Source organism: Desulfovibrio cuneatus DSM 11391, from assembly GCF_000430005.1.
GTDB classification, from domain to species: domain Bacteria; phylum Desulfobacterota; class Desulfovibrionia; order Desulfovibrionales; family Desulfovibrionaceae; genus Frigididesulfovibrio; species Frigididesulfovibrio cuneatus.
Window position 1 is genome coordinate 1 of record NZ_AUCY01000035.1, and the last position, 12,805, is coordinate 12,805.

General features: G+C 52.5%; 11 protein-coding genes. 8 read left to right on the forward strand and 3 right to left on the reverse strand.

Annotated elements, in window-relative coordinates; translation table 11 throughout:
- On the forward strand, window positions 1–188 hold a 188-nt coding region (locus tag G497_RS20455), incomplete at its 5' end, for a hypothetical protein (RefSeq protein ID WP_034637412.1).
- Here the strand turns inward: G497_RS20455 and G497_RS0109580 are convergent.
- Together G497_RS0109580 and G497_RS17580 are read right to left on the reverse strand one after the other, a co-directional pair.
- Window positions 185–1,609, reverse strand: a complete 1,425-nt coding sequence (locus G497_RS0109580; protein WP_027187989.1) for a sigma-54-dependent transcriptional regulator — start codon at window positions 1,607–1,609, stop codon at window positions 185–187. The genes G497_RS20455 and G497_RS0109580 overlap by 4 nt on opposite strands.
- Window positions 1,596–4,115 (reverse strand): c-type heme family protein, encoded by a 2,520-nt coding sequence (locus tag G497_RS17580; protein WP_051258012.1) that lies wholly within the window; start codon window positions 4,113–4,115, stop codon window positions 1,596–1,598. The genes G497_RS0109580 and G497_RS17580 overlap by 14 nt, the downstream gene beginning before the upstream one ends.
- Before the next feature lie 368 nt (window positions 4,116–4,483).
- Between G497_RS17580 and G497_RS0109595 the strand changes: the two genes are divergently transcribed.
- From G497_RS0109595 to G497_RS0109630, 7 genes are all read left to right on the forward strand, one after another.
- The gene (locus G497_RS0109595; RefSeq protein ID WP_027187990.1) at window positions 4,484–6,223 is read left to right on the forward strand and encodes a YeiH family protein; all 1,740 of its coding nucleotides are present in this window, start codon (window positions 4,484–4,486) and stop codon (window positions 6,221–6,223) included.
- 73 nt (window positions 6,224–6,296) lie between these two features.
- Window positions 6,297–6,557: a hypothetical protein gene (locus tag G497_RS17585; protein ID WP_034637413.1), complete on the forward strand. Its 261-nt coding sequence runs from the start codon at window positions 6,297–6,299 to the stop codon at window positions 6,555–6,557.
- Between the two features lie 548 nt (window positions 6,558–7,105).
- Window positions 7,106–8,215 (forward strand): YeiH family protein, encoded by a 1,110-nt coding sequence (locus G497_RS0109605; protein ID WP_027187991.1) that lies wholly within the window; start codon window positions 7,106–7,108, stop codon window positions 8,213–8,215.
- 141 nt (window positions 8,216–8,356) lie between these two features.
- Window positions 8,357–8,752 carry a biotin/lipoyl-binding protein gene (locus tag G497_RS0109610; protein ID WP_027187992.1) on the forward strand — a complete coding sequence of 132 codons (396 nt, stop codon included), beginning with the start codon at window positions 8,357–8,359 and terminating at the stop codon, window positions 8,750–8,752.
- 196 nt (window positions 8,753–8,948) lie between these two features.
- Window positions 8,949–9,419 carry a universal stress protein gene (locus G497_RS0109615; protein ID WP_051258013.1) on the forward strand — a complete coding sequence of 157 codons (471 nt, stop codon included), beginning with the start codon at window positions 8,949–8,951 and terminating at the stop codon, window positions 9,417–9,419.
- Window positions 9,420–9,863: 444 nt separating this feature from the next.
- A complete protein-coding gene (locus G497_RS0109620) occupies window positions 9,864–10,937 on the forward strand; it encodes a YeiH family protein (RefSeq protein WP_027187994.1) in 1,074 nt (357 codons plus the stop codon).
- 336 nt (window positions 10,938–11,273) lie between these two features.
- Complete coding sequence (locus tag G497_RS0109630; protein WP_027187995.1) at window positions 11,274–11,738, forward strand: hypothetical protein; 465 nt, start codon at window positions 11,274–11,276, stop codon at window positions 11,736–11,738.
- A 262-nt stretch (window positions 11,739–12,000) separates the two neighbouring features.
- Here G497_RS0109630 and upp read toward each other — a convergent pair whose 3' ends face one another.
- Window positions 12,001–12,627 (reverse strand): uracil phosphoribosyltransferase, encoded by a 627-nt coding sequence (gene upp, locus G497_RS0109635; RefSeq protein WP_027187996.1) that lies wholly within the window; start codon window positions 12,625–12,627, stop codon window positions 12,001–12,003.
- Window positions 12,628–12,805: the final 178 nt, after the last annotated feature.

A 12,805-nucleotide genomic window follows, 5' to 3' on the forward strand; every position in this document is an offset into this window, starting at 1 on the left:
GACGGTGCTTGCGCCGAATGCCTTGCCAAACGAAAAAACTTCGTGTTTTCACCCAAGCGGAGCGGCAAACTAAAGAAGAAAAACAAGCGTACGCGGCGGCACGCCGCACTCACCCTTGCAACAAAGTGTTCAAAAAAGGTGTGGCGCTTGCGTCGCAAAAATATACGCAATTCCGCTCTAAAAACTAATGGAGAATCCCCCCATCTTTCATCCCCCTAAACCCACCCGGTTCCACCCCTAATCGCCGCAGGATCTTTTGCAACGAAACCCGTTCCAGCCCGGAAATACGCGCAGCTTCGGAAACGTTCCCCCCGGAGCGTTCCAGCAATTCCTGCACATATTCCCGTGTAAAGGTATCCACCAGTTTACTTTTGGCTTCCTTATACGGCAAAAACTCTATTATCTCTTGCCCTGGCAGGGCACCATCTTCACTGCCAAACACAAGGTGTTCTTTTTCCAGCACTGGGCCAGGGCTAAACACCGCCATGCGGCGCACTGTGTTTTGCAGTTCGCGCACGTTGCCCGGCCATTCCATGCGGCACAGGGCAGCCAGCAGTTCCGGGGAGAACCGTTTTTCTTCCGTGCGTGTTTCAGTGCACGTTTTTTGCAAAAAATGGGTGGCTAGCAACGGAATATCGTCACGCCGCTCCCGCAGGGAAGGGGTACGCAAGCACAGTACGTTGAGGCGATAGTATAAATCTTCCCGAAACGTGCCTGCCTTGATTTTGGCCTCAAGGTTTTGGTTGGTAACGGCAATCACGCGGGTGTCGGCCTGGAACGATTGGCTGGCCCCCACCGGGCGCACCTCGCCATCTTGCAGTACCCGCAGTAATTTTGTTTGCACACTCAGAGAAATGTCCCCAATTTCATCCAGGAACAGCACCCCGCCGGAAGCTTCCAGAAACAGACCTTTGCGGGTGTTCACCGCCCCGGTGAATGCCCCTTTTACGTGACCAAACAACTCACTTTCCAGCAGGTGTTCCGGAATGGCCGGGCAGTTTACCCGCACCAGGGGCTTGGCTGCCCTGTCGCTGAAGGCATGTACCGATTCTGCCACCAGCTCTTTGCCCGTGCCAGACTCCCCCCGCACCAGCACCGTGTAGCTTGCCGCTGCCACAGCCCGCAGGCTTTCCTTCAGGCGCAGCATGCTGGCAGATTCGCCAATAAGGGCATGGTGCAGGCCGGAGCGGCTCATAAGCTGTGTAAGGCGCTGGTTTTCCCCCAGCAGGCGGCTGCGCTCAAATGCCTTGGAAAGGCTGCGTATAAGGTCTTCACCGCGCACGGGCTTGGTAAGAAAATCCCAGGCCCCGCTGCGCAACGCGCTAACCGCCGTGGCTACAGTGCCGTGGCCTGTAAGAATAACCACTGAAACGTCCGGGTGCCGGGCTTTCACCTGGTGCAGTACTTCATGCCCGTCCATACCGGGCAGGCGCAAGTCCAGCAGCATAACGTGGGGGGCAAATGTTTCCAGGGCAGCCAGCCCTGCCTGGCCGGAGTGGGCCATTTCCACGCTGCATTCCGGAAAGGCTGCGGTAATTTGCCGGGCAATGCCTTTGGCAAAATCCACTTCATCATCCACAATCAAAATCCGGCTATCACATGGGGTCATGGCCTTGCTCCAGGGAATTCAAGGGTAAAGTAACTATAAACTCTGCACCCACGCGCACCCCCTGTTCATAACGGTTGCGCACCTCAAGTGTGCCTTTCATTTCCCGCATCATACCAAAGGCCACGGTCAACCCAAGGCCCGTGCCATGGCCTGCTGGCTTGGTGCTGAAAAACGGATCAAACAATTTGCCAAGGTTTACTTCCGGCACACCGCCGCCGTTGTCAATAACGTGAATGCTCAGGCCTGCCTGCCGGGGCAGCACTTGCGCCACAAGGCGCACCTGCCCGTGATGCGGCGGCACTGCGTCCAGGGCGTTAAGGAGCAGGTTCACCAGCACCTGCTCCAAAAGGCCGCTGTCTGTATGCACTTGGGGCAGGTTTGGTGCGGCTTCCACCGCCAGCCCCACCTCAAGGCGCGTGGCCTTGGGCTTGAATAATTCCACCAGGGAAACAAGCAATGCCCCTACATCACATGGGCCAGCCTGGGTGACCTTGGGCCGGGAAAAATGCAGCAGGTCGCGCAGCACTGTTTGGGCACCTTCCACATGCCGTAAAATGGTTTCCACATCGGCTTTTTCCTGCCCTTCTGGCAGGGAAGCTGCCAAAAGTTCTGCATAGCAGCGGATAACCCCCAGGGGGTTGTTGATTTCATGGGCAATGCCTGCGGCAAGTTGCCCCACGGCTGCCATTTTTTCACTGCGCCGCAAGTGGCCAAGCAACTGGCGTTCTTCTGTTGTTTCCCGAATGTGCACAATGAGCCGGGTGCCAAGGCCCCTGCCTTCAATAAATGGGTATATGCCCACATCAAAGGAAAAACCGCCGGGCAGTTCCACTTCATGGGAGCTTACTTTGCCTGTTTTGGTTGCCTGCGGGGTTACCCCCATGCGCTCCAGCAATGTGGCCAAAAGGGCCTGTCTGCTTTCTTCCTGCAACACTTCAGGCCTGGCCCCTTCTTGCGGGGAAGTGTTTTGCTCCATGTGGCGCAGGCGGGCCGCAAGGTGGTGGGCTGAACTGTTGGCAAGCAATGCCCTGCCGCCAGCTTCCATAAGCAGCAAGGGGTCTGGCACCCCTTCCACCAGGGAATCCAGCAGGGTGTTCTGGTGCAGCAAGGCTTCCAGGGCTTCCAGGTTGTCCAGGGCAATGCCTATTTGGGTGCCCAAGGCCATGGCCCGTGGCACGCAGTCTTGTCCGGGCACTTCAGCGGGGGAATTCCAGAACAGGCCATACACCCCCCGGCTTTGCCCGGAAGTTTGCACAGGCAGCAGCCAGTAATTTTCTTCCAGTACAGGTTCTTCCAGGGCGCGCAAGGAAAGTTGCCCCAAATTTTCCAGGGGCGGGGCCACAGGGTTGCCCTGGGGGCGGCTTTCCGGGGGCAGGCAACCCGGCCACACCAAAGAATCCAGCCCGGCAAACCCACAGGTGTAAAATGCGGAAGATGCCCCAAAATGCCGCGCCACATGGTTTAATGAAGCACACAGCAGGTTCTTTTTCTCACCGTGCTGGTTCAGGTCGCGCAAAAGGCGAACAAACAGTTCTACGTCTGCACTACGGGCAGCCAGCACATGTTCCAGGTCTGCGGTGCGTTCCCCCACCATGCTTTCCAGGTTTTTGGCATAGGTATTTAATTGTTCTTTGGCCGTGCCCAGGTGCGTGGCAATGGTTTCAATGCCGCGAATCATGCCTTCAATGTCTTCTTCGCGCTCTAGCGGTGCCAGCAGTTCCCCGCCGCCTTCCCGAAAGAATACGCGCTGCAAAATGCTGCCCACCCGGCGCAGGTTATGCACCACAAGGCGGTTAAAATAGCCCTGAATAACCACAAGCAGCAGTACCATGCCGGAAACAAACCATATGGCAAACATGGTGGTGGAACGAGAAGCAGGCCCGCTGGCGGTATACAGGGGCACACTTACCAGTTCAAGCCCTGCCAGTTCTTTTTCCTGGCGGTAAAAGCCGCGCTCGCTTCCGTACATTTGCAGCAGCACTGCCGGTGCTTTTTCCGGCAGGCCATGGCAGCGCAAACAGTCGGCTGTAAAGCGCACAGGCCGGGCAATAAGCAGCCGCCCGGCATCCCCTTCATCCCTCAGTTCTTCAATGCGGGTTAGTTTTGGGTCAACAAGAAAGCGGTTGAACAGCACTTCTTCTGCTGCTGTCACTTCAAATTCCGGGTTACGGGCATTTTTCGCCACCCGCCGAAACACGAAGGGCATGGCGTCTTCAGTAATGTTTTGCAGGACATGGCGCGTAATAAAGGAGGTAGACATGGCCTCAATAATAAAGTCGTCTGCCTCAATTCGTTTTGAAACCGCAGGGCGCAGCACTTCGCGTATATAGCGTTGAATGGCTTCGGTGTGGGCCAGCATCAGTTGGGCTTTTTCCCTGGCTTCTGCCACAAGCAATTGCTTGGTGTGGGCTTGCAGGGCCACGCCAAACAGTACGCCCATAAGCAGCAAAATAACCACAAGGCCTGCCAAGAACTTTCCTTGTAACGTCACCGGAAAAAAACGCATCAGGCCTCCTTTTGCATACCTTGGAGCGAAAATACCCTGCCAATGGTGGTACGTCGCTTGTTCCCTTGTGCCACAAGACGCACGCCTGCTAACTTTTGGTAGCACTTTGTTGAATGCCTGAAAAATTGTTGCTGCCGTTCGTCTATAGCGCACAAATGCCGATTCTGCAACAAAAGCGTCGTGAAGGTGTGTTGCCGTGAGTTAGCAGTTTATTCAAAATCAAAATTATAACATGCTGATTTTACTGCAAGATAAAAAAGGCACAATCTTTGCTTGCAATATGAAAGATAAGGCCCTTACTGCTGCATGGGGCAAGCGCGTTTATGTTGGGGGAAAGAACTGGCTCGAACAATAGTAAAGGAGTGCATATGACGCAAACCACCAATGATGTTGTGGTTGATAAGGCGGAATCCAAGCTTTCCGACTTGTGGACCAAGGAAGACTACTGGGCCATATGGCTTGGATTTTTCATTCTTGCCATAGCATTCTTTGCCTTTGCAGGAGCGGACAGCAGAGAAAAGCTTGCTGCAGAAATTGCGCCGTTTCAGGCCACCATTGCCAAGGAAGCGGAAAAACCGTTCAAGTCGGTTGGCTGGTACAAGGCCACGGCAAAAAAGAATTCGTTCACAGTCAGCAGCAACGACATGGGTAAGCTCTTCAGCCATTACCTTGGCAAGCCCAAGGACTGGTCTGACAATTTTATGGCTTCTTTTGTAAGGGATGAAGCCGCAGCAAAGGTTGCCAGCGAAAAGGCCGCCGAAAAATTTGAGGCCGCCAAAGCCAAAACAGCCACTGCCCTGGAAGCTGCCCAGGCCGCAGAACAGGCCGCTGCCACTGGCGAATTTAAAGACGCTGCCCTGAATGAAAAGGCCGGGGCTGCTGCCACAGCCTGGAACAAGGCAACCCAGGCAGAGGGCAAGGCCAAGTCTGCTGCCAATGCCAAGCCCTATAACCTGCTTATGACACTTCCTGTGCTCATGGTGGTGTTGGGGGCCATGTTCAGCGTTGGGGCCTTTTTCATGGGCAAAAGTGTGCCCAAATTCTTCATTGGGTTCTGTTTTGTCTTCCTTCTTGCCGTGCTTGCCCAAAGCCTTGGGGGCCAGGCCCAAATGAAGTACTGGGGCGTTGGGGCTGAAGCTTGGGCCATTATTTTGGGCATGATAATTGCCAACACGGTGGGCACCCCCAATATGTTCAAGGGTGGCTTGGAAGTAGAATATTTTATTAAAACAGGGCTCGTGCTGCTGGGTGCCGAAGTGCTCATGAGTAAAATTCTGGCCATTGGTATTCCGGGTATTTTTGTAGCCTGGGTGGTTACCCCCATTGTGCTGGTTTCCACGTATATTTTCGGTCAGAAAGTACTGAAAATGGAATCCAAAACCCTGAACATTACCATTTCGGCAGACATGAGCGTGTGCGGCACTTCCGCAGCCATTGCCACCGCTGCCGCCTGCCGTGCCAAGAAAGAAGAACTTACCCTGGCCGTGGGCCTTTCCCTCACTTTTACCGCCATTATGATGATTGCCATGCCCGCCTTTATTAAGGCCGTTGGCATGCACGACGTGCTGGGCGGTGCCTGGATTGGTGGCACCGTGGACTCCACCGGGGCTGTAACCGCAGCCGGTGCCTTTTTGGGTGAGCGGGCCATGGCCGTGGCTGCCACCATTAAAATGATTCAAAACGTGCTGATTGGCGTTACCGCTTTTTGTGTGGCTGTGTACTGGGCCACCAAGGTAGACCGTGTGGAAGGGCAAAAAGTGAGCCCCATGGAAATTTGGCACCGCTTCCCCAAGTTTGTGCTGGGCTTTCTTGGCGCATCCATCATCTTTTCGTCCCTCAGCTCTTCCCTGGGGCCAGACCTTGGCGATGCCATTGTTGACCAGGGTATTATCAAAGGCCTTTCCGGCGGCCTGCGTGGTTGGTTCTTTGTGCTGGCCTTTACTTCCATTGGCCTTGCCACCAACTTCCGCGAACTGGCAAAATACTTTAAGGGCGGCAAACCCGTTATCTTGTATGTGTGCGGGCAAAGCTTCAACCTTCTTCTTACCCTGATCATGGCCTACATCATGTTCTACAAGGTGTTCCCGGAAATTACCGCAAGCCTGTAGGGTATACTGACGCGAGAGTAAGTGTAGCTGGGCGGCCCTGCTTCCCCAGCTACACAAAAAAAGGACTTTCACAATGCTTCCCACACCAGTTAACGGGCTGTGCCGCCTGGCCCTTATTGCAGTGGCGCTGTACCTGTTCTTTGGGGTAATTTCCCCCAGAATTGTAGCATTGTCCCCAGCCCTGACACACTATGGGGAAGTGCAAAGCCTGTATGGGCTGCACAGCGCTTCGGTGTACTACACAGACCAGCCTACCCTGGCCTCTACCTTAACCCAGGTACGCCGGGCTGTTACTGTGAGCAAACAGCAGCCAGAGCAGAATGCGGTGAACTAGGAAAACCCTGTTCAAGGGTTTTTCCATGTGTATTGACCCAGTGAAAAGGCACATACGCCATGCATTGTAAGGGAGAGTTGCATTCTCCTGTGCAATGGATGGCGTATGTGTCTTTTTAAACAAGTGAATTTCGCTCGCTCGGAGCTGGAGTTGGGAAGTGCTACGGCACCTTTGTTTCCCTCGCGCCACTTTGGGCATTACGCTCCGGTCCTGTTTGTGCACCTGCTAACACGTGTTAGCACAAAGAGAAATTGCCATGTTGATTGAAATAATCATAGTAATTTATGTATGTTAACAATGCCAGCCACTGTTGCTGGGGGTAGTCTCCTGCCAACGCACGTTGGCATAAAAGAGGAAGTCGATAAATTTAACAGACTGTTTTTATTGTAAATTATAAATGGCACAAACTTTGCTATAATTTGGCATACTTGCAAGCCAGCGATAATTTTGGCAGCGGGAATAGCGTGAAGGATATTCCTTCTTGGCTAACCCACTATTGCGCGCCTTATTTGCTGGCAATGCCAACACACCACGTGGAGGAGTTTGGAATGGAAGAGAGAGGAACTCTGGGGAAACTTGCAGCCATTATACCCGGCCTGGCACTTATGGTGGGCACGCTTGCTGTGTTACGCCTTTATGTGGAACCATGGATGGGGGAAGTGACGCTTTTTGGCGTAAAAGGCTGGCTTGTTAAGGTACTGAGCTTGAACTACATTTTGTTGTCCATTATTACCGGGATGTTGTTCCGCAACTTCATTTTTGGGGGAAGAATTCCCGCATGGGCGGAAGAAGGTTTCCGCACTACCCGCCTGTTCATTAAAACAGGGGTTATTATGCTGGGTTCCTTGTATACCCTGCAAACCTTGCTTAAGCTTGGTGTAAGTGCTGCCGTACTCATTTTGGGTTTCGTGTTTGGCACCGTGTTCCTGGTTATGTTCCTTGGCCGCATGATGAAGGTAGACCGTTCCGTTACTGCGGTTATGGCGGCTGCCTGTGGAGTATGCGGTGTTTCCGCCGCTGTGGCCGCTGCCCCCGGGGTGCGTGCCCGGCCTGTGGACCTTGCCCTTGCCATTGCCACCATTCTTGGCTTTGGTATTCTTACCATGTTCATCAGCCCTTTTATTGGCACTGCTCTGAACCTTTCCGATTTTCAGTATGGCGCATGGGTGGGCACGGGCATTTTGAACTCTGGCCAAGTGCTTGCCACCTGCCTTGCCTTTAACCCCAACATTGCTCCAGGCACTGCTGTTGCCTACGGCGAAGTGTGGAACGTGGTGCGCGTTATTAGTATTCCCTTTGTGGTTTTTGCCATTACCGTGTGGTACTGGAAAGGGGAAGCAGATGCGAAAAAGGCCAGCCTTTCCAAAATTCTTGTTTCCAAGTTCCCCGTGTTTGTTCTTGGCTTTTTCGGCATGACAGCCCTTTCTTCCCTTGGTATGCTGGGGGCTGAAGGTTCTGAAACGCTGCACCTTCTTCGCACGTTCATGGCCTGGATTTTCGGTATTGGCCTTGTGGGGCAGGGCGCTTACATTGACTTTCGCGAAATCAAGGCAGCAGGCGGCAAACCCCTGCGCATTGGCATTATTGCCGGTACAACCAAATATATACTGGCTCTTATTGTTATTCTGCTGTTCATGCCCAAGGAAGTTGGCTTTTAGAGTAATAGCGTATTGCACTGGCACCTGCCATGGCAAACAGGATATTGCGCAGCATTGGGCAAAAAGCCCGGAGAAAAGAATACTCTCAGGTGCAGCGTATAAAAGCCCTCACTTATAGAATGTAAAGCGAAGGAATGCTTCATGAGCGAAAAGAAACAATCCATGACCGTTTTCCGGTCTGACAGGCACGAAGACGTTGCGGCCATGATATTTGCTGGTCTTGTGGTACTGTTTGTGCTTGGGTATATGGCCTTTATTGTGCCTGAAGTACACGTAACAGCTGCCATGGACGGCAAAGTGGCCTCTATTCTTGTGCAGTCCGGCACAGAAGTAAAAAAAGGCGACACCATTTACACCCTTGAAGTGGTGGAAAAAAAATGGGTGAACAACGTTATGCAGGAAAATACTGTTATTAAAGACATTACGGTAAAAGCAGACGGTAAAGTGCTGGATGTGCCTGCAAAAGTTGGGGACAAAGTTAAAAAGAGCAAAAACACCATCATTGTGCTTAACCACGTTAAGGGAACGCTCCCGTAAACCCTGTGCGCACAAGAGTTGAGTAAGGCCATTGCAACACTGCGTTTCCCGTTATTTTCCATTGAAGACTACTTTGCACTCGTCTTGAATGCCCTGGCGCAATATGCCCCTTGAGTGCTAATGGAATAGGGTGAAACGTTGCGGTGCATGGCCTTTTGCTTGTTTTACCAGCATCTTTCTAATCCAAAGGGCCCACATGAACACTGCCGTACATAATTCTGGCGCACCGCGCACCTTGTTGCTGGTGCTGGACGACACCCCTGGTGTTTTTGAAGAAGCCCTGCGCATTGCCAAGCAGCACAAGGCACACCTAACCGGGCTGTTTGTTCTGGATGCCACCTGGAATGGGTATGTTGCCCATGACTGGCTCTCCGGCAGCGGTTCCCGTGGAGATTTCCTTGACTATATTAATGATGAGGAAAAAAAATCTGCCCAGGAAGCCCTGCAACGGTTTGAAGCACAGACCAAAGGCGTTGTAGAAGCCGAATTTGTGATGAGCGCAGGCCATGTGGTGGAGCAAGCCATTGCCCAAATGGAAAAAGGATACGACCTTGTGGTTGTTCCCAACCCCCTGCGGCGTGGGCTTGAAGTGATGCGCGACGGCGTGGCGGAACTTACCCGAAAAGCCCCCTGCCGAGTACTGCTGGTGCCTGCACGGCAAGAGTAAGTAACGAATGAAATAAGGTAATTGCTCTGCTTCAGAATATTACGTTTTAGTCCCAATTTTCGGCATGCTAACGCACGTTAGCATGCCGAAAATTGGGTTTTTGTATTGTATATGTTTAATATTATTGGTTATTTGAGAAGAAAGAGCATGCTAACTTACGTTAGCAGGCTCTTATGGTGTGAAAAAACAACCATCTGTTTTTACTGATAATTTAAAACGGCATACACCTTGCTATAGGCCATGCCTGTGACCAACAGGAACAAAGCCATCTGCACACAGCGAAAGATGGCCTAAACCACCAAACGCACTCATTTTACAGGAAAATAAAGTTCCTTTATTCGTGCTTTTGGGAGTTTCTTCCCTGCGGGAAGTCGCTTTACGATTATTGCCCAATAGCCATATGGCTACGTTTTTCATCTTTTACCGTACAAGGGGCCGTTCATTATGACGCAGTCCACCCAGGCAAGCATTGCGCTCCCAAAGAAAAATTTATTTGTTGCCTCGCTTCCCGGCGTTGCGTTGTTGCTCACTGTTGCCGTTGTTGCATGGCACGTTACTCCGGTTATCAACGGCTTGCACCCTGTTATGGTTGGCCTGAACCTGAGCAACTTCATTGTTGCCATTCTGTTTGGCATGCTTATTCGCAACACCGTTGGGGTTGCCCAGGTGTTTCGCCCCGGGCTTGGCTATTCCACCATTCTTACCAAAACAGGCATTGTGGTCATGGGCTGCAAGTATTCCTTTGCCGGGCTGGTGAAAACAGGCAGTGAAGCGCTGATTATCATTGCGGTATTTCTGTTTGTTTCCGCCCTGGTGCTAATGTGGATAAGCCGCTTGTACAAAATGCCGCCCGCCCTGGGGGCATGTTTGGCTGCCGGGCTTTCCGTGTGTGGTGTTTCCGCCTGTGTTGCCCTTGCCCCGGCTGTAAAGGCCAAGAACGAAGACATTGCCTACACCATTGCTGTGGTGCTTATGTTTGGCCTTATTGCCCTGTTCACCTTTCCCTTTATCGGGCGCTGGTTTGAGCTTTCCGCCAACCAGTTTGGGGCCTTTGCAGGGGTTGGCATTGTGAACTCGGCCCAGGTGTTGGCAGCTGGTTTTGCGTTCAGCCCGGAAGCTGGGGTTGTGGCCGGGGTTTATAACATCGGGCGCGTCATTTTTCTGCCCATTATAGTGCTTATGCTGGCCATTATGGTGGCTACGCAAGACGACGACGTGCGCCAGCAAATGGATGGCACAAACAAGCTGCGCATCATTATTGATAAATTTCCTGTGTTTGTTCTGGGATTCTTGGTTGTGGTTATGCTGAATACGTTTGGTATGCTTACCCCTACGGAGGCTAAAAAAGCCAGCCACTTCATGGACTGGTGTTTTTTGCTGGGTTTTGCCAGCATTGGGCTTACCACACGCTTGGCAGATATTAAAGCCGCTGGCTTTTCCGGTGTGTTGCTTGGCTTTGTGGTGGCTTCCGTAAAAGCTGTGCTGGCCCTGTTTGTTGTGCTGCAATTTCTGGATTAGAGCAATTTCACTTTACAATTGCTCGGTGGCAGCGTTGCTGCCACCCGCGAAGCATGTTGTTTTATTTTAGTAGATCACATGACTACTTTGAAAAAATCAATGCGCTGCATGATAAGCCAATGTATACTTTCAAAGGTAAAATGCTCTCATGCAGCAACGGTTGCCTTGTGCAGTGAACGCACTGCGATACAACCATGACGAAATAACACATTCAAAACGCCTTCAGGAGGTACCTATGTGGAACGCGATTTCTAAAAGCAGACGGCAGGATATTATAGTCATTTGTTGCGGCATACTCCTTGTGGGTGTTGCCAAGCTGCTGGCGTAAGGGCAGCCATGCCCACACAGTTTGCCACCCCGCCGCAACACGAGGCAACTGCACAGCAACCCATGGCCCTGGTGTGCCTTGCTGCACAGGCAACACCCCCGGTGCAGGGCACAACAGTGCTGGCCCATGCAGGCGTACATGCCGCGCACGTACTGGGGCTGTACCTGCTGGCGGTAGATTTGGCCCACTATGGGCAGGTGGACCACCTGGCCCCGGCAGGTGCCATGGGGGAGTTTACCGACTACGTGCAACAACTGGCCCGTGACGAGGCGCAAAACGCATTTGCTCCGCTACAGGCAGCCCTGGCACCGCATTCCTTGCCTGTGGAAGTGCATGCAACCACGGCGCAGGAAGGGCTGCATGCGGTATTACGCCAACTGGCCCAGCAATATGCACAGGTAGTGCTTCTCCTTCCCCCTGGCATGCCTGCCCCCGCTGCAAAGGGGATGTGTACGGCAATCATTCAGGAATAAGGCGTTGCCCACTGGGCAACCCTGCTATTCAGACCAATAGTGTCCGGCTATCTTTTTGCTCTCTCCAAGCATTGCCTTAAAAGAGAAGACAAAAAGAGGTGATTATAAAGGCAAACGACACGCTACGCGGGACAATTTTGCGAGCAAAATTGCCCCAATTCTGTCCGGTTTTTAACCGGACAGAATTGTATTCAGACGTAAAAATACCCCCCCGGAACATGCGCTTCCGGGGGGGTATTGTATTTGCAATAAGTAACAGGGGCTACTTGGTGCCGAAAATCTTATCCCCTGCATCCCCAAGGCCCGGCAGAATATAGCCATGTTCGTTGAGGCGTTCATCCACGGCAGCGGTATAAATGTCTACATCCGGGTGGGCTTTGCGGGTGCGTTCAATGCCTTCCGGCGCAGCCACAAGGAACAGCCCCACCACTTTTTTACAGCCTGCTTTTTTCAGCAGGTCAATGGTGGCCACCAGGGTGCCGCCTGTCGCCAGCATGGGGTCAAGAATCACCGCTGTGCGGTGTTTCATGTCTCTTGCCAGTTTTACGTAATATTGCACAGGCTCCAGGGTGTCTTCATTGCGGAACATGCCCACAACGCTTACCTTGGCACCGGGAATCATGTCCAGGAAGCCGTCCAGCATGCCCAGGCCTGCGCGCAAAATGGGCACTGCCGTGATTTTTTTGCCTTTAATGCGGTCCACTTCCACTGGGCCAGCCCACCCCTGCACAGTGACTTTTTCGGTTTCAAGGCTTTTGGTGGCTTCATAGGTGAGCAGGCGGCACAGTTCGTTGGAAACGGAACGGAACTCCCGCACTGAAATATCGTGGCGGCGCAAAATGCCGAGCTTGTGTTTTACAAGAGGGTGTTCAACGGTATAAAGAGACATAGAGAACTCCTTCCCTGAGTAGGTTGTGAGGGCAATGGCAAGGCAGGCCTGGGGTACATAAAAAGAGGGCAATAGCCAGGCTGCGTATTTTTTTTGTTGTACCCGCCACACTTCATGGGGTCAAGCTGAGGAAACGCTGATTTATTTCGTTTGGCTGTGTTACTTCATTTTTTCCGCT